Raw genomic sequence first — 19467 nt, 5'->3', positions numbered from 1 at the left:
CTGCCCGTTTATTGACAAGGCTGGCGTACGGATTGCAAAGGCTGGCGCTCGCCGTCGTGAAGCGACGTAATCCTGACGCGACGGCGAATCAACCTAACGCTTATGGACGCCAGCAATAGCCTTGCTCGGTCACCGGAGATGTAACGTGTCTACTCTCAATGAAATCGCAGCCAACCACGCCCGGATGACCAACGCAGTGGCAGGCGGCACGACCGAGCGCCAGCCGCTGTTGGTGGTGAGTTTCGAGCCCCCTGCCCTTGATGGGCAACAGCCTGTACCGTTGCACCTGGTCCTGGCACCCCAGGCCCCCACCCACTTCACTTGCCCGTCATAAACCTCGCGGGTTCCCAGGGCAATGAGGGTTTTGCCTGACGTGCAGATGACTGCAAATTGATCCCGCGATCAACCGCTGATGGCCTACCCTCAAAAGCTGGGAGATCAACAACCATACAGGGCATTACCATGCGCAATGCTTTGAAGATCATCGGCATCATTGCCCTTACCCTGCTGCAGCCGTTTGCCCTCGGGCAGGCAGCCGAACCGCCAGCGCCTGCGACGGCCAATGCTGCAGTTCCTGCGGTGAAGGTGACCCAGAACGACCTGCAAGCCTTGCAACTGCGCCTGGACAGCCTCAAGCAGCAGATTTCCCAGGCCAACAACTACAACCAGCTTGAAGGCCCACAAGACCGGCTGCAGGCGCTGATCGTCGATATCGACCGCCTGTCCACTGCGCTCCTGCCTGAGCAGGCACAACTGCGCGCGCAACTGGAGGTGCTCGGCCCGGCCCCGGTTGAAGCCCTGGTGCCGGGCAAGTCGGACATCGCCGCGCAACGCACGGTACTCACCGAGCAAAAAAACACCCTTGATACCACCCTCAAAACGCTGGAGACGCTCAAGGAAAGCGCCACCAACCTGCTGACGCAGATTTCCGGCATTCGTCGCAGCATGCTCGAAAGCGAACTGACCCTGAGCACCCAAAGCCTGCTCAACCCTGCATTCTGGTCGCCGGTACTCAACCCTTCGCCTGACGACCGCCAACGCTTGCAGGCGTTCTTCAATGAGCTGGGCGTGACCGCCGGGGCCGTCTGGCAGCCGGGTCAGCGTTTCTCCACGGTGGTGCTGGTGTTGCTGGCCCTGTTGACCTGGACCCTGGGCCGCCGGATGGTGGAACGCTGGCTGGCCTGGGCGTGCATGAACCGCGTGCCCGAAGGCCGCCTGCGGCGCAGTTCACTGGCCCTGGCCTCGGTGCTGGCGACCCTGCTGGCCACCGGCATTGCCCTGGAGCTGCTGTTTTACGCCTGTACCCGTCACCTGCCGTTGCCGTCGATGCTGGCGACCTTCTCCCAGGAGTTCGAGAAACTTGCCTACACCTGTGTGCTGATTACCGGGTTGAGCCGGGCGCTGCTGTCGACCCAGCATCCTTCCTGGCGCCTGCCGGATATCGCCGATCCGGTGGCCCTGGCATTGCAGCCTTATGCCCGCTGGCTGGCCGGTGCCTTGCTGGTGCTGGTGACCCTGGTGCAGATCTCCAATGCCGCCGGCATGAGCAACCAGCTGGTCATCGCTGGCCGAGGCATTGCCGCGCTGGTGATCACCGGCCTCATCATCGCCCTGCTGGTGCGCACCAGCACTACCCGCCGGGCGATGGCCGCCGCCGGGGACGCGCCGGAAGCCGCGTCGACCATGGCCGGGCTGATCTACACCATTGCCAGCATCGCCATGGTCACCTCGGTGATTGCCCTGCTCACTGGCTATGTGTCGCTGGCGCGCTTCGTCACCTATGAGGTGGTCTGGGTGTTTATCCTGCTGGCCGGTTTCTACTTGCTGATGCAGGTGTTCAAGGACGGCTGCGAGTATGTGTTCTCGCCCCGCCAGGCCAGCGGCAAGGCGCTCAAAGAGCTGCTGGGCATCGGTGACCGGCGCCTGGACCAGGTCGAAACGCTGATCTCCGGCTTCGGCCGCGCCGGGCTGTTGCTGCTGGCGGTCATCACCCTGTTCGTCGGCGGCATCGGCACCACTCTGGGGCAACTGATCAGCAACATCGTCGCGTTTCTCGGCGGCGCCGGTTTGCGTCAGTTCAACATCATCCCCGGGCACCTGTTCAATGCCGTATTGGCCCTGGTACTGGGCATTTACCTGATCCGCACCCTGCGCCGCTGGCTGGACAACGAGTTCCTGCCCAAGACCGACATGGACCCGGGCATGTGCGCCTCGCTCAGCACCCTGTTCGCCAACATCGGCTATGCCCTGGTGATCCTCCTGACCCTGTCGTCGCTGGGGGTGAAATGGACCAACCTGGCCTGGATCGTCAGTGCCCTGTCGGTGGGGATCGGCTTCGGCCTGCAGGAAATCGTCAAGAACTTCGTCTCCGGCCTGATCCTGCTCACCGAGCGCCCGGTCAAGGTTGGCGACCTGATCAGCATCAGCGGGGTCGAGGGAGATATCCGCCGCATCAACGTGCGCGCCACCGAAATCCAGCTGAGCGACCGCTCCATCGTCATCGTGCCCAACTCGCAGCTGATCTCGCAGAACCTGCGCAACGTCACCCTCGGCGGCAGCGCCCAGGGGGTGGCGACGCTGGAGCTGGTGTTCCCTCTGGACATTGACCCCGAGCAGGTGCAGACCCTGCTCTACGACACCTACTGCGAGCACGAGACCATCCTCGACAAGCCTGCGCCGTTCGTGCGCTTCAGCAAACTCACGCCCGACGGCATTACCTTGACGGTGACCGGCTACGTCAGCAGCCCGCGGATCGTCGGCACCACCAAGAGTGACCTGCTGTTCGAGATTCTCAAGCGGTTGGGCGCGGCGGGTATAGAGCTGGCCAAGCCGGCGGCCCCGGCAACCTGAATTGCCTGTCCGGTGACAAGGCCAGTACCTCAGGTGTTGCCTGGATTACGATCGCGGGGCAAGCCCGCTCCCACAGGTTCGGTGGGCACAGATACATTTGTGCGGGAGATCGACCGGATGGGCTAGCGAGCCTCAGGAGCGCTGGCGGCAGACCATGCCGAGTTGAGCATGCCGGCGCGGCCCGTGACCGGGTCGCCATCCGGCATCGCCACCCTGGCGATCCGCGCCTTGCTGGGCCCGTGGTTGCTGCTGGCGGGCCTCTGGATGTCGTAGGCCTCCTGGCCCTGCGGGTAGGCCCCCACCACCAGGAAATCTTCGCTGCTCTCCAGGCAGCAGTGGCCGGTGCCAGCGGGTAGCACCAGAACATCGCCACGGCCAATGCCAAGGGTGAGCCCGCTAGGCCCGCCGAGGATCACCCGGGCATTGCCCTGGGCGACACCCAGGGCTTCATGGGCGTTGGAGTGGTAATGCTGATAATCGAAGATGCCCGCCCGCCACAGTGGGGTCCATCGGTTGCGCGCGAACAGGGTTTCAAAGAAGCCTGCGTTGTCGGCCTCCTTCTTCATCGGCAAATGATAAAGCAGCACCGGCAAACGGCTGTTCGGCGTCGTGCCGTCGTCGGTAAAGTACAGAAAGCGCGGGTGGCTGGGCCGTGGTTGCGGCTCGGTAGAGTTGTCTGCTGGGTTCATCTGACACCCCCACGGGGTTCTGCCCCGCACTGTTCGCCGGGTTCCTATAAGTAAGATCCCCGAAGCCTGCCTGTCGTTCAGACGTCACTGGTCGCAAGGCCGCTACCGGCTCCCACACCATATCCCTCATCTGGTCGGGAATCATCAGGCCAAAGGAACATTTCGTATGGCTGCAGCGCTCTAAGCTGTACGAAAGGGTCCGGCCATTCGAGGCGCAGCGATGAGTTTCATTCTCTGGATGGCCGTACTGGGTGTCGTGCTGCTGGCCTTGGCCCTGGCCGCGTCCTATCTGCGCTGGTTGCCGGTCACCACCTCGGCGGTGTGCCTGGTGCTGGGCATCGCCATTGGCCCCTCGGGCCTTGGGCTGCTGCAACTGGACCTGGTGGCAGCGGCGCCGTGGATGGAGCACCTGACCGAAGTCGCGCTGCTGTTTTCACTGTTCGTCAGCGGCCTCAAGTTGCGCCTGGCCCTGAGCCGACGCCTGTGGCGCGTTGCCTTTGGCCTGGCGGGCCCGGTCATGCTGTTGACCATCGCCGGCCTGTGCCTGCTGTTGCACCTGTTGCTCGACTTGCCCTGGGGTGTGGCATTGTTGATTGCGGCCATTCTGGCGCCTACCGATCCGGTGCTGGCTTCGCTGGTGCAGGTGAGCAATGCCCAGGACGTGGACGCGGTGCGCTTTGGCCTTTCCGGTGAGGCCGGGCTCAATGATGGCGTGGCCTTCCCTTTCGTGCTGCTCGGGCTACTGATGATCAGCCCGCGGGAACTGAATGCCGCCACGCTGCTGCACTGGACCCTGTACGACCTGCTCTGGGCAGTGCCCGCCGGCCTGATGCTCGGCTACGCCATGGGCCGTGGCCTTGGCCGGGTGACGCTGGCCTTGAGCATCCGCAACGAAGACAGCACGGTATCACCCAACGATTACCTGACCCTGGCCTTGATCGCCCTGGCGTACGTGGGGGCGGAGATGATCGAGGGTTACGGCTTTCTCTCGGTGTTCGCCGCGGGTCTCGGCCTGCGTCAGGCCGAAGTCAGCTCCAGCGGCAGCGCCTCGGTGCCCGCCGAGCATCGGGTGCAACCCGTAGTCGGCCACCAGCACCTGGAACCCGATCAGGCCGTGCATGGCGATACCGCGGCGCTGGACGACAGCGAAGTGGCCGCCGGCATCATGATGGGCGACATGCTGGCCTTCGGTAACCTGGTGGAACGGGTGATGGAAGTGTTTCTGGTGACCCTGCTGGGCATCGTCCTGGCGAGCCATTGGGACTGGCGAGCGGTAACCGTGGGGCTGATCCTGTTTGCCGCAATCCGGCCGCTGGCTGTGTACCTGCTACCCTGGAGGACGCTGCTCAATCGCCAGCAGCGGCTGCTGACGGGCTGGTTCGGGATTCGCGGCATCGGCAGCCTGTACTACCTGTTCTATACCTTGAACCTGGGCTTGCCGGTATCCGTTACGCGGGAATGCACGGGGCTGGTCCTGTCGATCGTCGCGTTGAGCATTGTGGTGCATGGCCTGACGACCCAGCCGGTGCTGGCCAGGTACCCACATTAGTCACTCATCGCTGTCGCGGTCATGGTGGCGAGCAATGCTCTCCTCGCGCCGACGGCGCCGGGACACGGCAGCCCCCCAGGCCAGTACCCCGACAGAAGCGACCAGCATCGCTGCCAACAACAAGTAGCCCCAGTGAATGTTCATCATGCTGCGATACCTGGGGCCCTGAGCAAGCCCTCACTGATCGATATACCTGGATCCGCGCAACATCGACCGGTGAGCCAGTACATTGAACTCAAGTATAGTCAATGCCGGCAATCAGTTTGATCAGCGCCAGATGCAACGGATAGAACCCGTATCCCCAGCGGCCGACCCGCCATAGGTTCCCCTGCCATTTCAGCCGAACCACGATCAGCCCCAACGGCGCAGATATAAACGCGGTGCCCAGGGCCATGAGCGCAATCGCGTGCAGCGGATGCTCGCGAAGCCACAGGTCGGTCAGGTTCGCCGCCAGCGCCAACAGGGCGGGCAGCAGCCAGGCCAGCGACCGGTAGCGCATGGCCAGAAGAAAAGCGCCAGGCAACAACACACCCGGCACGCCGTACATCAAGCGACCGGACGCCAGCGTCGCGGCCACTGCCGTTGCCAGTGCCAACAGGCCTGCCGCGCGGGTGCGATGGTGCAGCCCCCAGGCGATCAGCAACCCCAACGCCAAAGTCGGCATGACATTAAGCGTCGGCGAAGGGCCATTGAGCCAGCGATAAGGCCACTCCGACAGCAGCGCGAAAACCACCAACCCTCGCACATACCGGACATTGCCGGCGCTAAACACTTGCCCGGGTATGCTGCGTGCAACGTTGGCGGCTATCGCCAGGCAGAACCAGGGAAACGCCAGGCGGCCAACGACAAACAGCCAGTGCTCGGCCGGCCAGACAAAGCGCAGGTGATCGGCGACCATGGTGATGATTGCCAGCCACTTGAGCAGGTCCAGGCCACTGTCGCGCGGGGCTGTTGGCTGTTCGGTCATGTCCATCCCGGTAGAACCTGTGCGGCATTTGACAATGCCACACCCGGGTGTCCATCGCCTGCAGTTTGTCGGCTGGGCTGGCAAAAGGTCGCAAATATCGATTACTGTATATGCATACAGCAACAACGAGTAACCATCATGAACGACTACGATGAAGACTTCGCCACGCCGGACTCACCGACCCTGGTGGAAATGTGGAAGCATCAGGTGGTGCTGATGACCAACGAAGCCGAGTACCTGAACACCGAATTGCTCAAGGCGCGGCAGAACATTGCCAAGCTGGTGGCGATCAATGCCCAGCTTGCGGATCAGTTGCGTGGTGTGCGCAGCGCGGACAACCTGGCGCCATCGAACCTGTGGGAGTCGGCCTTGCCGGCGATCGAGCGCACAGCGCTCGAAAATCCAGGCGCCGCACACTTCACTGCGCCTCCTCGACCTTGAGCACCTCGCCGCGTGCCTCCAGCAACTGCACAAACGTCCTCAAGCTGCGCGATACCGTACCCCGCCGCCATACCAGCCAAGTGCGCAGGTAACGAAAGCGCTGCGACAACGGCCAGACACTCACCGTGCTGCACCCGGGCATACTTTCGAGCATGCTGCGCGGCATCAGTGCCAGGCCGGCACCGGCGCTGACGCAGGCGAGCATGCCATGGTACGACTCCATTTCAATGATCTTGCCCGGCACCGCCTCGTCCTGGGCAAACCAGCTTTCGAAGTGATGCCGGTACGAGCAATTGGCGCGAAAGGCGTAAATGGTCATGCCATTGACCTCGGCGGCGCGGGTAATCGGCGCATGGTTCAGCGGTGCGATCAGCACCATCTCTTCGACAAATACCGGTACCCCCTCCAGTGCCGGGTGCAGCACCGGGCCATCGACGAACGCGGCACTCAGGCGCCCGGCCAGCACACCGTCGATCATCGCCCCCGACGGGCCGGTGGTCAGGTCCAGCTCGACCTTGGCGTAGGCCTGGTTGTAAGCCGCCAGCAGCGTCGGGATACGCACGGCGGCGGTGCTTTCCAGCGAGCCAAGGGCGAAGGCGCCTTGCGGCTCGTCACCGGCCACGGTCAGCCGCGCCTCGGCCACCAGGTCGAGAATGCGCCGGGCATAGTCGAGAAAATTCCAGCCCGCCGGTGACAGGCGCAAGCGGCTTTTCTCGCGGATGAACAGCTCGGCACCCAGTTCCTGCTCCAGTTGCTTGATCCGCGTGGTCAGGTTCGACGGCACGCGGTGGATGTGCTGGGCCGCAGCACTGATGCTGCCCTGCTCGGCCACCGCCTTGAACATCTCCAGTTGCACCAGGTCCATCGTCATTCTCTCTGCGTGAATGTTTTGCTCAGTATTATTCAGTTTCAGGCAAAGATACAACGCAGTAGTCTGAAGCCGTTCTCCTCCCATCAGGACCGCCGTGATGACCGCGATCAACTTCCAGACCCATGCTTTGTCGATCAACCCCGCCAGCGGCGAGCAGATCGGCCATTACGCCTATGAAAGCGCTGCCGTCCTGGATGCCGCCCTGGCCCGGGCCGCCACCGGCTTTGCCGCTTGGCGCCGCACGCCGGTAGCGGCGCGTACCGACCTGCTGCTGGCCCTGGCCGGCGCCCTGCGCGACAACGTCGTGGCCATGGCGCGGATGATCACCGATGAAATGGGCAAGCCGGTCGCCCAGGCCCAGGGCGAAATCGAGAAATGCGCCCAGTTGTGCGAATGGTATGCGGCCAATGGCCCGGCCATGCTCCAGGCCGAGCCTGCCCAGGTACCTGCTGGCCAGGCACGCATCGAATACCGTCCGCTGGGCCCGCTGCTGGCGGTGATGCCGTGGAACTTCCCGATCTGGCAGGTGCTGCGCGGTGCAGTACCGGCGCTGCTGGCCGGCAACACCTATGTGCTCAAGCACGCGCCAAACGTGATGGGCAGCGCCTACCTGCTGCTCGATGCATTCAAGCGCGCCGGCTTCCCTGAAGGTGTGTTCGAGGTGATCAACGTCACTCCGGACGGCGTCTCCAAGGCCATTGCCGACCCGCGCATCGCCGCCGTGACCCTGACCGGCAGCGTACGGGCCGGCACCGCCATCGGCGCCCAGGCCGGTGCCGCGCTGAAAAAATGCGTGCTGGAACTGGGTGGCTCCGACCCGTTCATCGTGCTCAACGATGCCAACCTCGATGAAGCGGTAAAAGCCGCGGTGATCGGCCGCTACCAGAACACCGGCCAGGTCTGCGCCGCCGCCAAGCGCCTGATCGTCGAGCAAGGCGTGGTCGAAGCATTCACCCGCAAGTTCGTCGAGGCCACCCGGGCCCTGGTCATGGGCGATCCGCACGCCGCCGACACCTACATCGGCCCGATGGCGCGCTTCGACCTGCGCGAGGAGCTTGACCAGCAAGTCCAGGCGACCCTGGCCGAAGGCGCAACGCTGCTGCTCGGCGGTGGCAAGGCCGAAGGCAACGGTAACTACTACCAGCCTACCGTGCTGGCCAACGTCACCGACCAGATGACCTCGTTCAAGCAGGAACTGTTCGGCCCGGTGGCTTCGATCATCAGCGCCCGCGATCCCCGCCATGCCCTGGAACTGGCCAACGACAGCGAGTTCGGCCTGGCCTCGACCATCTACACCAGCAACGCCGCGCTGGCCGAGCAACTGGCCGATGAGCTGGACACCGGCGGCGTGTTTATCAACGGCTACTGCGCCAGCGACCCGCGCGTGACCTTCGGCGGCGTGAAGAAAAGCGGCTTTGGCCGCGAGCTGTCGCACTTCGGTGTGCGCGAGTTCTGCAATGCGCAGACCGTGTGGGTGGATCGCAACTGACATCCGCCACGGTTAAAGGTCCATCGCCAGACGTAACTGCCTGGCCAGCGCAACGGCCTGTTCGCGGCTGGCGACATTGGTAAAGCCGATCAACAGAGCGTGCCGTTGCCCCGGCCCGCGATACCAGCCAGAAAGGGGTTCGATCGCCAGGCCAAGGTCCCGCGCCCGCCTGGCGATCGTGCAATCGTCGCCCCCGCCGCTCAGATGCGCCACCAGGTGCATGCCCGCCGCCTTGTTGTCCAGTTGCAGGTGCTCGCCCAACTCGGCCTGCAAGGCGTCGACCAGGTACCGGCGCCTGTCGGCATAGAGGCCGCGCATTTTTCTCAAATGCCGGGCAAAGTGCCCTTCTTCGATAAAGGCGCTCACCGTCGCCTGCAACAGGTGCGGGCAGTGGTTCTGCATGTCCCCCACCACGGTGGCGAAGCGCGCCACCTGGGCCTGGGGAACCACCAGATAGGCCAGACGCAGGCCTGGCGCCAGCACTTTGCTGAAGGTGGCGCAGTACAGTACCCGCCCCTGGGTGTCGAGGCTCTTCAGTGCCGGTACCGGGCGGCCGCGGTAGCGGTATTCGCTGTCGTAGTCGTCCTCTATGACCCAGCTGCCCTGGCTGCTGGCCCATTCCAGCAGGCGTTGGCGCCGGGGCAGCGAGAGCGTGGCCCCGAGGGGGCTCTGGTGATGGGGAGTGACCAGGGCGAAGCGCGCATCCGGGGCCAACGCCATACCGGCTTCGACATCCAGGCCGTCGCCATCGACCGGAACCGGGACCAACTGCGCCCGGGCTTGCTCAAGAAAGCGCCTGGCCTGGAAGTAGCCCGGGTCTTCGAACCAGCAGCGATCGCCATCGTGCAGCAGGCTGCGGCATATCAGGTCGAGGCAGGCTCGGTACCCGGCGCAGATGAAAATTTGTTCCGCTGTGCAGGAAATCCCCCGTGACACCCCCAGGTAAATAGCCAGGGCCTTGCGCAGTGCAAGGTGCCCCTGAGGATCTGGGTACACCAGACCATCCAGGCCGCCCTGGCGCAAGGCGCGACCGACCAGGCGCGTCCACAGCTTGCGCGGGAATGCGTCCAGCGCTGGCAAGCCAATCTGCAAAGGCATGGGTACAAGTGTTGAAGGACTCGGAGCGGTCGGTGGCCGCTCGAGCCGCTGCACACCGACAGCAACCGGCGTTGTACTGAGCAAGGGCGCTACCACCGTACCGGCCGGCCCTCGGGCTTGCACATAGCCTTCACCGCCAAGCATCTGGTAAGCCGCCTCGACCGTCCCACGCGCGAGGTTGAGTTCCGCTGCCAGGGCCCGGACTGACGGCAGACGCTCGCCAGGCTGAAGGCGTCCGGCACTGATGGCATCGCGAAAGCGCAGGTAGAGCTGACGGTAGATCGGCGTCGCCGCCTGTGGGTCGAGTGGCGGGCAGGTGTTCGGCATGTCCTAGTCGTTTGTGCATTATTTGGATCTATAAGGTAGTCCGTTACAGCCGTAAAGTAACGCCTCAACTTGATCAGGGAGATACCCGTGGGCAAACAGGCAACCATCCGGTTTCTGCAAGACGGCGCCGAACAGCACGCCGCATTCGAGCTCATGCGCGAGCTTCGGCCGCACCTGATTGACGCCGACGCGTTTGCTCAGCAAGTCAGGCGGCAAGCGCAGCAGGGCTACAGGCTGCTTGGGGCTTTTTACGGCGAGCAGCTCATTGGGCTGGCCGGTGTGCGCCACAGCGAAAATCTGCTCTATGGGCGCTTTACCTATGTCGACGATCTGGTGGTAGCCCCCGAACTGCGTGGCCTTCGTGTGGGCGCAGCGTTGCTCGATGCGGCGCGCGCAGAAGGCCTGCGCTGCGGCCATGCGCACCTGGTGCTGGATACCGGATTACACATGCCATTGGCCCAGCGCTTCTATTATCGCGAGGGACTGCTGGGCAAAGGCATGCATTTCGTTCAGGCATTGCCAGCCACCGAGCCACAGCGCCATGGATAACGTGCTGCTGATCAATGCCAGCACGCGCGGCAGCGCCTCGATTGGCTTGCGCCTTGCCAGTGAACTGCTCGACTGCATCAGGCAACGCCACGCGCAGGCCACGGTAACCCTGCGTGATCTGGCAGCAGAGCCATTGGCACCCCTGAGCGCCGGTTATGCGACTGCGCTGACCCGGCTGACGCCGGCACACGACCCGGTATTCGCCAGTTCCGAGGCACTTGTTGGCGAACTGGAGCGTTGCGACTTACTGCTGATCGCAACCCCCATGCACAATTTCACCGTACCGGCAGTGCTCAAGCTCTGGATCGATCATGTGTTGCGGATCAACCGTACCTTCATTGCCGGCCCTGACGGCAAGGTCGGCCTGCTGGTGGATCGGCCGGTTTACGTGATCGTCAGTTCAGGTGGTTTTCATCGGGGGGCACGGGCTCGCCAGCCGGATTTCCTGAGCGCCTACCTGCGTCACGTGCTCGGTACACTCGGCCTGCAGAATGTGCACTTCGTCTACCTGGAAGGCCTGGCCATCAATGAGCAGGCGGTGCTTGCTGCCACTACTCAGGCCAGGCTTCAACTTGCAGGACATCCGTTGTTCGGCGATTTGGCCACGCCTGCCTGAGCCCTGCGTGACCTGCCAGCAACACGACCTCAGTGCTGGGTCGGGCCTTCGCGCCGGCGCACCGTCATCAGCCATTGGCCGGCCTGCCAGGTGGCGCCGACAGCGACCAGCCCGGCCACCGCCCGCCAGTCGCGGAAAAACAGCCGCAGGGCGTTGATCGTCGGCGGTGCATCGCTACTGCGGATAAACAGCCGGATCCGTGATGGCCGACCGTTTGGCTCGACCGCCGCCAGCTCGGCGACACTGGGGTTGAGCGCTTCCTGAATTATCAGGTACTGGTTCTGGCGCTGCTCCACGCGGGCTTTCACCCCTTCTTTCTTCAGGCTGTCGAGCAGCCCGCGGGCCACTTCGGCGGCCTGCTGGTCGACCGTTGCGACAAATTTCTGCAGCTCCGTGGGCTTGACGTCCGCGCCGCTGCTGAAAGCCAGCGGGCCGTCCTGGGTCAGGGCTTGGGACTTCACAGCTTCATTCATGATCAGCTCCTTGCAAAAAGGGCAAACCGCACCCCGGATGTGCCGCGCACGGGCGCAGCACACCGAGGGCAAGGCTTAGGCGGACTCGAGCAGCTCGCCGGTACGTTCCTTCTGAATGCCACGCAGGCGCTTGGTCACCTCGTAAGACACCGAAGACGCCTGCGAATAGGTAATGCTCAAGCGGATGTTGGCACCGTCCATCCGCGCGGTGACGGTGGCGCAGTTCAATCCGGACGGGAACACCAGTTTCAGTGGGCCGACCACCACGTTGCTGCTGATCACTTCACCGAGCACCAGTTTATTGAACAAGCCGACGTAATAGGTCGGAGTGACCTGGAACTGCGCGGTGCCGCCGCCGACGACATCGGGCTTGTACACCGAACCCTGGCCGCTCATACCAATGCCCAGGTTGGCCAACTGGTTGGAGGCGTTACGGATCTGAATCGAGTCCGGCGAGGTGGATCCGCTGCCCAGACGCAGTTGCTGCACGTTGTTTTCGAACACGCAATCCCACACCGAACCCAGGCTGGCTTCCAGGGTCTGGCTGGCCTTGTACACACCAATCCCGCCGATCTGTTTGTAGTTGGCGATGGTCACGTTGTAGTCAACCGACCATTCCACGCCACTTTCACCCATCTGCGGTACGGTGGTCTGCTTCCAGGAAACACTCGCCAGGCCGATCGAGCCTGGCAGTTCCTGATACACCCCCATGGTCCAGGTTTCGCTGGTGTTGTTATTGAAGTCCACGTAGTAATTGGGCATGACACTCTCCATTGTCGTGTTGGGTACGGGCAGTTCGTCTGCCACGCAAGGAGAGAAGAGCAGCATCTGTGCCAAGTCGCTAATGACCGTAAAATCAATGACTTGGCAAAACACAACGAAAAATGGTTGGCCGTTTTCGTCCATTGCGTCCCCGTGGCCGGGGACGCAATCGGCCACCTCAGCCCAGGCTCGCCTTGCTGTAGCACAAACGGCTCGGGCGCAAGCCCATGCGCACCAGCGACAGCAGGAAACTGAAGCCGCACTGGTTGGGGTCCAGTACCGGTACATAGCAGCCCAGGTCCTGCTCAAGCAGGCGCGACAGCCGTTCGGCGACGCCCATGAAACCGGTGCAACCCAGCAGCAGCGCCTGCGCGCCGTCCTCGCGGACTGCCGCCAGGCCAGCCTCCAGTGCCTTGACCAGGACCACATCGACATCGCTCAAACTCGCCACCGGGCAGTCGATGGCACGAATCGAGGCAAAGTTGCTGCTCTGGCCGTAGTTGGCCACATGACCACGCTGCAGGGCCAGGGTGCTCTGCAGGATGGTGATGATGGAGAACCGCTGACAGAGCCCCAGCGCGGTGAACGCCGAGGTGGGAAAGCCGCCGATGATAGGGATGTCGATGACTTCCCTGGCCGCCTCTACCCCACACATGTCAAAGTCGCTGAGCCAGATACCGTCGTAGCCCTGCTGCTCCAGGCGCCGGGCCAGCGCTACCACTGCCGGGGTATTTTCACTGAGGTTCAAACGGTTTTCGATACAGGGGCTGCCCTGGTCGAGGTTGAACACCTGGACGCTTACGTCCGCCGGCACTACCGGGGCGATGGAGGCCATCAGGGCCGTGTTGTAGGCACTGCTGTTGACCGGCGCAAGCATGGCGATACGCAGGCTCATGAGCGGAGCTCCTGCAATTGCCCGACGCTGCGATAGGGGCCGGGATAGCCCAGGCCGGCGAGCAATTGCTGGAAGCTCCAGAGGATCAGCCCCCCAGGTACCCGCAGCGGCGCCTCGGCCTGCCAGCCGAGCAGGCAGACAGGCCGACCGCTGTAGGGCCCGACGAGGGCACCGTCATTGCCGACCAGGTCGCCGTTGGAGGCCACCTGCGGGCCAGGGCCGGAGCCCGGGATGAACCAGCTGATGCTGTCCGGGGCCATGGCCAGCGGTTGCGCTTGCTGTTTGTCCCACAACAGCAGCGACTCATTCTCGTAGCACAGGCGCAGGCTGGCATCGGCACTTTGCAGGTCGATGGTGCCGATATCAAAGCCGCCCATGGTGTTGGCCCCGGCATGGTCGATGCGCGCCGGCCCGCACAGCACCCGGGCCTGGATGCCGCAGCGGTTGGCGAGGAATGCCAGCAGTGCCTCGGTGCTGCCCAGCTCACCGGCGTGCAAGGCCCGGCCCAGGGCCAGTGCACGGCTGAGCGTGGCGCGAATCGGCAATGCCCGGTGCAGTTGCTCAGGGCTCATGACCCACAACGCCAAGCCACCGAACTCGCCAAATGCCGGCGAAGCGACGATCGGCCGCAGCATTTGCTCGGCGATTACGCTGGCATCATTGTTGTAATCTGCAGCGTCGACGGGTGGGGTCACGTTCAGCTCCACCTCAAGGCCGTTGTGGCTGACCACGAAGGCCGGCCGTGGCGGCACCTGAGCGGCGGCGAAGGTCAGCATCGGCAACGATGGCACTGCCCGTCCGGCACCGTCGGCATCGACCACCGCCAGGCCAAGCCGCGCAGCCGCCAGGCACGCCACCAGAAAACCCAGGGCACCGCTCTCTGGCGGCACCACATAAGCCAGTCTGCGACCTTCGCTGGCCAGGCGCCGGGCAAGACTCTGCAAGGCCTGGACCGGTCCAAGGGGGTAGCGGCAACCGGCGATGGCTTCGGGCGCCCCCATGTAGGCCAATACGCCAGCGTCGCCCTCCTCTACCTCTTCCACGCTGACCACGCTGACCCGGGTGGCGGGATAAAAATCACCGACCTGGAAATGCTCCAGCAAGTGCAGGGCCGAGGTGCGCGTGCCGCCCCCACCACTGCCGAAAAAACAGCCGCCATCGATCAACGCACGCATATCCTTATGTTCCAGCTCGAAAGCCATGGTCTTGCTCCTGGTGTTGTCTGTGGGTGAATTGCCGTAGAGGTGTCAGCGCCGCAGCCGTGCCAGCCAGTCACTGGCTTCCTGCGCCGGGGGGTAGCCGCAATCCGCCTCGATGCCGCGCAAGGCCCGCTCCAGCACCTGGGCGGCCTGTTCCGGGCGACCGTCGCGCTGCAACAGGCGGGTCAGCTCCAGGCCGGTGCGCAGGCGCGCCGGGACGTTGCCGAGGGTCAGGGCGGTGGACAATGTGTTGCGCAGGGCGCTTTCGGCTTCATCCTGCTCGCCGGCGGCCAGCAATCCGCGGCCCTTGAGCAGCATCAGCTCGCACAGGTAGGCGCGCTCCTGATGGTCCTGGGCAAGGTCCAGGGCGCTGTTGACCAGGGCCAGTGCTTCACGTACCCGTCCGGCCAGCAGCAACACTTCTGCGCGCTTCCAGGCCTGGAAGCCGTGGAACAACTGCCCGCCGTTGCGCAGGACATGGTGGTGGTAGCCGTCGGCTATGGCGCGCTCACCCTCATCGTAGAAGCCTTCCAGCCCCTGGTGATAACCGCGCAGGATCTGCCCGACGCCCTGATAGAACGAAAACTCGTGACATGCCGATAGCTGCTCCAGCTCCCGCGCCAGGGCGCCCAGGTCGGGTTGCAGGCCCAGCAGCGCCGCCAGCCAGGCAGCGCCCTGCAGGGCCACGGCGCGGTTGAAGGCGTTGGCATCGGTCTGCCCGGCCCGGGCGGTGAGCTGGGCCTGGGCGTGGCGGGCTTGAGCGAAGCGGCCCAACTCGAAGGCGGCCAGCCCCTCGAAGGTAATCGCCAGGCCAATGAGGTCCAGGCCCTGGGTCTGGGGCCAGTCCGGCTGGTATTCGCTGAGCAGCTCACCACGGTTCAGGCAGGCCAGGCTTTCCTCGAAATCGCCGAGCCAGAACAAGGTATTGGCCATCGCCACATGCGCCTCGATGCGCAGGGCACTGAGCCCGGCCAGTTGCGCCCGCTGCAGCATGTCCTGGGCGGTGGCCCGCGCCTTGCCCAGATCCAGGCTCATCAACTGGGTGGTCCAGACACCGAACTGCACCGACGACAGCTCGTCTGAAGTACCCTGTTCCGCAGCGAGGGCCAGGGCGCTACGGTAGCTGGCCTGGCTGGTATCGCTGAGCCAACCCTCGATGCTGCGAAAACTCACGCCCAGCAAGCGGTGCAGTTCGAACTGCAGGCGCCATAGGTCCTTGCATTCGAAGACTTCACCTGCAACCTGCAAGCCTTTCTGCAATACCGGCAAGGCGCCACGGAAGTCGGCGTCTTCGATCAGCAGGCGCCCCTGGGCAAGGTAGCGTTCTACCGCCAGGCGCTTGTCGGCCCGCAACTTCTGGCGCCGCTCGATTACCTTGCGGTTGACCCCAAGCAACTGCGCGGCCGCACTTTTGTTGCCCTTGCAACGTTGCAGCGCATGTTCCACCAGCAGGTTCTCGGTCGCTGCCAGCTTGTCACCGCCCTCCAGTTGCAGCAGCGCTTCGGCGAGGTTCGCCCATTTCTGCGGCGAGTGCTGCGCCGGCTCGAGGAAAGCCTGCAGGGCGGCACAGTCGATCAGCGGGCTCTGGGCCAGGGCGCCGATACGGTCGATGAGGTTACGCAGCTCGCGGACATTGCCAGGCCAGTCCCGTTGGCACAGCAGCGCCGTCGCCCGGGCGTCGAACGTCAGCGGGCGTGGCTGCAGGCTGCAGAAGTACTGGATCAGGCCGGGAATATCTTCGCGCCGGGCGTCCAGGCCTGGCAGCTCAAGCTCGAACACGGCAAGGCGGTAGTAAAGGTCCTCGCGAAAGCGTTCTTCATGCACCAGCGTCTTGAGGTCACGGTGCGTGGCAGCGATGACCCGCCCGGCGAAGTGGCGGTTCTCGCTACTGCCCAGCGGCCGGTACTGACGGGTTTCCAGTACCCTCAGCAACTTCGGTTGCAGGGTCAGTGGCAACTCACCCACTTCGTCAAGAAACAGGGTGCCTGCACCGGCCATCTGCAAATGCCCGGCCCGCTCACCCACCGCCCCGGTAAAGGCCCCTCGAGCATGACCGAACAGCTCGGCTTCGAGCAGGTACTCCGGAATTGCCCCGCAGTTGAGGTCGATGAACGGCTTGCCAGGCGCACCAAGACGATGCAGTTGCTGGGCGATGACTTCCTTGCCGGCCCCGGTGGGGCCGCAGATCAGCACCGGACGGTCGCTTGCCGCTACCCGCTCCATCAGTGCGTGCAATGCCTGCATGGCCCGCGAAGGCCCCATTACGCCATTGCTTGCGGCGCCCTGCTCCCTGCTGGATGCCCCCATCGGAATCCTTCCTGAAGTGGTATTGGCAGGGGTAGAGGTATAGCAGAAGCGCAGTAGCAGGTGGCCATTATGCGGGGGATTTAGACGTGCGGCGACCGTCAGGCCTATCGCGATCGACCGCAGCAGTCGCCGTTACTGCCCGGCGCCAAACTCATCCTGGAGCAAAATCGCCCGGGCCAACTCTTCATCGCTGGCGTTGAGGTCCGGATTCTGCGCGCGGATGCTCTGCAGCATCGACTCCAGGTAAACCCCACGGATTGCACCGCCGCTGGCGATGAACGACGAGGCATCGTCCCGCGCCGGAATGATCCGTTTGTCATCCTTGAAGGTCGAGTACAGCGACGCGGATACCCCGGCCGAGGTGGCGACATCACCGGCGTCGACTTTGGCCAGGGCCGAGCCGAAGGGCAGACAGAACACAAGCGAGGAAACGAGCAGTAAACGGCGCATGATGATGCCTCCGGATAAAGAGTGCCTACATCAACTAGGATTGCCGCAAGTCACCCTGAGTTCCCTGCCCTACTGCACCGGCAGGAAATTCATCAGCAACAGGCTCTGCGCATAATTGAGGCCAATGCGCCGGTAGCGCTCGTCGAGCATCTGCGCCAGCAGGTCCAGGCGCGCGACGATCTTGCCGAACTCCACGGCAAAGCTCAGGTTGCTGCCCTCCTCCGATATCTCGTTGGAAAACAACAGCAGCACGCCATTGGCGTCCTGGCGCTGGCTGAGCAGCCAGGTGGCCTTTTCGATGTTGCGCGCGGCGTTGCTGACGAACTGCGGGTCGATGGTATCGGTCATGAAGAATTCGCTGCGCCCGCCATGGGCGGTGACCAGCATGCTGCCGATGGCATAAATGAAGGCGCCGACCCGGTCGCCGCGAAACTCCGGGCTCAGGGCATAGCTGAGCGCTGCCAGGTCGCGGCGCTCGCCCAGTTGCGGCAAGGGTTGGCGTTGCTCGATGGCCTGGCGGATCTGCCGCTCGGCGGTGGTGGCGTCGACATAGCCGGACAGGCGCCACTGGTTGGGGTTGCGCAGGTACAACTTGTTCATCAGCAGGTACAGGCTGCGCAGGTTGTCGCGCATCGACAGCGTGGCCATGCGATCGACGCTGGTCTGGAACAGTTCCTGGGGGCGGCCTTCGCTGAACTGGCTGGCGATGTCGCGGCCCTGTTGCTGGGTGCAGGCGCTGAGGCTGGCAAGCAAGGCGCCCGCCATCAATGGCAGGCGCACGTTTCGCAGTAAACGGACGAGGAACGGATCAACCATCGGCACCGGGTCGGAAATCTCTGGCGGTGCTGGGGATCAGCGCCGCCTGGCCATGAATAGAGCCGACAAATCCGAAAAAGTGCGATGACGGGCGATATTGCCTCAGTGGTAGGCGTCGCCGACTTTCACTTTGCCGCGGAACACGTGGTAGCTCCAGAAGGTGTAGACCAGGATCACCGGGATGATGAACAGCGCGCCGATCAGGGCAAACAGCTGGCTGGACGGCGGCGAAGCGGCCTGCCAGAGGCTGATGCCGGGCGGCACGATGTTCGGCCAGATGCTGATGGCCAGGCCCAGGTAACCGAGGAACACCAGCCCCACCACGCCGATGAACGGCAGGTGCGAATGGCGTTTGCGCAGGGCCTTCTGGATCATCACCACCGCACCGACGGCCAGCACAGCAAGCAGCAGCGAACGCATCCAGTGGCTACCGGCCAGCCAGCGCTGGGCGATATCAGCGTGAATCCAGGCGGTCCAGGCGCAAATCAGTACAATCACCAGGGCCAGCAGGTAGGTCAGCGGTCGGCTGTAATGGCGCATGCGCGACTCAAGCATGCCCTCGGTCTTGATCAGCAGCCAGGTGCTGCCGAGCAAGGCATAGGTCAGCAGCAAGCCGACGCCGCACAGCAGCGGGAACGGCGCCAGCCAGTCGAGGGCGCCGCCGGCGAACTGGCGGTCAACCACCGGAATACCGGAGATATAGGTACCGATCGCCACGCCCTGGAAGAAGGTGGCGACGATCGAACCGCCAATGAACGCCTTGTCCCACACATGACGCCGGTGCGCCTCGGCCTTGAAGCGGAACTCGAACGCCACGCCGCGAAAGATCAGCCCGGCCAGCACCAGCACCAGCGGCAGGTACAGCGCTTCGAGGATCACCGCATAAGCCAGCGGAAAGGCGCCATACAGCGCCGCGCCGCCGAGGATCAGCCAGGTTTCGTTGCCATCCCACACCGGCGCCACGGTGTTCATCATCACATCACGCTCGCGGGAGTCCTCGATCAGCGCAAAGAGGATGCCCAGGCCCAGGTCGAAGCCATCCATGATCACGTACATCATCAGCCCGAAGGCGATGATCACGCCCCAGATGATCGACAGGTCGATGCCTTGAATTGCCAT

20 protein-coding genes are annotated in these 19467 nt (G+C 63.9%); 7 read left to right on the top strand and 13 right to left on the bottom strand.

Annotated elements, in window-relative coordinates; genetic code table 11:
- The first annotated feature begins 145 nt into the window (after window positions 1-145).
- Together ABM562_RS12410 and ABM562_RS12405 are read left to right on the top strand one after the other, a co-directional pair.
- The gene (locus tag ABM562_RS12410; RefSeq protein WP_115089549.1) at window positions 146-334 is read left to right on the top strand and encodes a hypothetical protein; all 189 of its coding nucleotides are present in this window, start codon (window positions 146-148) and stop codon (window positions 332-334) included.
- A 128-nt stretch (window positions 335-462) separates the two neighbouring features.
- Window positions 463-2850 (top strand): DUF3772 domain-containing protein, encoded by a 2388-nt coding sequence (locus ABM562_RS12405; RefSeq protein ID WP_460422143.1) that lies wholly within the window; start codon window positions 463-465, stop codon window positions 2848-2850.
- Window positions 2851-2972: 122 nt separating this feature from the next.
- Here the strand turns inward: ABM562_RS12405 and ABM562_RS12400 are convergent, their stop codons facing one another.
- Window positions 2973-3539, bottom strand: a complete 567-nt coding sequence (locus tag ABM562_RS12400; RefSeq protein ID WP_115089547.1) for a cupin domain-containing protein — start codon at window positions 3537-3539, stop codon at window positions 2973-2975.
- A gap of 220 nt (window positions 3540-3759) precedes the next feature.
- On the opposite strand from ABM562_RS12400, the gene ABM562_RS12395 reads away from it, so the two are divergent.
- Entirely contained in the window at window positions 3760-5088 is a 1329-nt protein-coding gene (locus ABM562_RS12395) for a cation:proton antiporter (protein WP_115089546.1), read from the top strand.
- Here ABM562_RS12395 and ABM562_RS12390 read toward each other — a convergent pair whose 3' ends face one another.
- A complete protein-coding gene (locus tag ABM562_RS12390) occupies window positions 5089-5235 on the bottom strand; it encodes a hypothetical protein (RefSeq protein ID WP_460422142.1) in 147 nt (48 codons plus the stop codon).
- An 88-nt stretch (window positions 5236-5323) separates the two neighbouring features.
- Complete coding sequence (locus tag ABM562_RS12385; RefSeq protein ID WP_460422141.1) at window positions 5324-6061, bottom strand: TraX family protein; 738 nt, start codon at window positions 6059-6061, stop codon at window positions 5324-5326.
- Between the two features lie 132 nt (window positions 6062-6193).
- On the opposite strand from ABM562_RS12385, the gene ABM562_RS12380 reads away from it, so the two are divergent.
- Complete coding sequence (locus tag ABM562_RS12380; protein ID WP_115089544.1) at window positions 6194-6496, top strand: hypothetical protein; 303 nt, start codon at window positions 6194-6196, stop codon at window positions 6494-6496.
- Here ABM562_RS12380 and ptrR read toward each other — a convergent pair.
- The gene (gene ptrR / locus ABM562_RS12375; RefSeq protein WP_115089543.1) at window positions 6474-7361 is read right to left on the bottom strand and encodes a putrescine utilization regulator PtrR; all 888 of its coding nucleotides are present in this window, start codon (window positions 7359-7361) and stop codon (window positions 6474-6476) included. The two genes, ABM562_RS12380 and ptrR, sit on opposite strands and share 23 nt — an antisense overlap.
- Window positions 7362-7464: 103 nt before the next feature.
- On the opposite strand from ptrR, the gene ABM562_RS12370 reads away from it, so the two are divergent.
- Entirely contained in the window at window positions 7465-8856 is a 1392-nt protein-coding gene (locus tag ABM562_RS12370; protein ID WP_460422138.1) for an aldehyde dehydrogenase family protein, read from the top strand.
- A 12-nt stretch (window positions 8857-8868) separates the two neighbouring features.
- On the opposite strand, the gene pdxR is transcribed toward ABM562_RS12370, so the two are convergent.
- The gene (pdxR, locus tag ABM562_RS12365; protein WP_460422136.1) at window positions 8869-10281 is read right to left on the bottom strand and encodes a MocR-like pyridoxine biosynthesis transcription factor PdxR; all 1413 of its coding nucleotides are present in this window, start codon (window positions 10279-10281) and stop codon (window positions 8869-8871) included.
- 87 nt (window positions 10282-10368) lie between these two features.
- Here pdxR and ABM562_RS12360 point away from each other — a divergent pair, with 87 nt between their 5' ends.
- On the top strand, window positions 10369-10830 hold the full coding sequence (locus ABM562_RS12360) for a GNAT family N-acetyltransferase (RefSeq protein WP_115089540.1): 462 nt from the start codon (window positions 10369-10371) through the stop codon (window positions 10828-10830).
- Window positions 10823-11446 (top strand): FMN-dependent NADH-azoreductase, encoded by a 624-nt coding sequence (locus ABM562_RS12355; RefSeq protein ID WP_460422134.1) that lies wholly within the window; start codon window positions 10823-10825, stop codon window positions 11444-11446. Before ABM562_RS12360 ends, ABM562_RS12355 begins: the two co-directional genes overlap by 8 nt.
- A gap of 29 nt (window positions 11447-11475) precedes the next feature.
- Here ABM562_RS12355 and ABM562_RS12350 read toward each other — a convergent pair whose 3' ends face one another.
- The 8 genes from ABM562_RS12350 to cydB all read right to left on the bottom strand — a co-directional run bounded on the left by ABM562_RS12350 (window position 11476) and on the right by cydB (window position 19467).
- Window positions 11476-11919 carry a hypothetical protein gene (locus tag ABM562_RS12350; protein ID WP_460422132.1) on the bottom strand — a complete coding sequence of 148 codons (444 nt, stop codon included), beginning with the start codon at window positions 11917-11919 and terminating at the stop codon, window positions 11476-11478.
- A gap of 75 nt (window positions 11920-11994) precedes the next feature.
- The gene (locus ABM562_RS12345; protein ID WP_115089537.1) at window positions 11995-12681 is read right to left on the bottom strand and encodes a hypothetical protein; all 687 of its coding nucleotides are present in this window, start codon (window positions 12679-12681) and stop codon (window positions 11995-11997) included.
- Window positions 12682-12859: 178 nt separating this feature from the next.
- Window positions 12860-13576 carry an aspartate/glutamate racemase family protein gene (locus tag ABM562_RS12340; protein WP_233674404.1) on the bottom strand — a complete coding sequence of 239 codons (717 nt, stop codon included), beginning with the start codon at window positions 13574-13576 and terminating at the stop codon, window positions 12860-12862.
- Entirely contained in the window at window positions 13573-14778 is a 1206-nt protein-coding gene (locus tag ABM562_RS12335; protein WP_115089535.1) for an S-methyl thiohydantoin desulfurase domain-containing protein, read from the bottom strand. Before ABM562_RS12335 ends, ABM562_RS12340 begins: the two co-directional genes overlap by 4 nt.
- A gap of 45 nt (window positions 14779-14823) precedes the next feature.
- The gene (locus ABM562_RS12330) at window positions 14824-17082 is read right to left on the bottom strand and encodes a sigma 54-interacting transcriptional regulator (RefSeq protein ID WP_460422130.1); all 2259 of its coding nucleotides are present in this window, start codon (window positions 17080-17082) and stop codon (window positions 14824-14826) included.
- A 132-nt stretch (window positions 17083-17214) separates the two neighbouring features.
- Complete coding sequence (locus ABM562_RS12325) at window positions 17215-17532, bottom strand: DUF2388 domain-containing protein (RefSeq protein ID WP_115089533.1); 318 nt, start codon at window positions 17530-17532, stop codon at window positions 17215-17217.
- A gap of 69 nt (window positions 17533-17601) precedes the next feature.
- A complete protein-coding gene (locus ABM562_RS12320) occupies window positions 17602-18348 on the bottom strand; it encodes a hypothetical protein (protein WP_115089532.1) in 747 nt (248 codons plus the stop codon).
- 102 nt (window positions 18349-18450) lie between these two features.
- A complete protein-coding gene (cydB, locus tag ABM562_RS12315; protein WP_134062636.1) occupies window positions 18451-19467 on the bottom strand; it encodes a cytochrome d ubiquinol oxidase subunit II in 1017 nt (338 codons plus the stop codon).

The sequence above is a fragment of the Pseudomonas sp. ZL2 genome (assembly GCF_054788455.1).
Note: the sequence above shows the minus strand (reverse complement) of the source record. Positions and strands in the feature narration are given on the sequence as shown.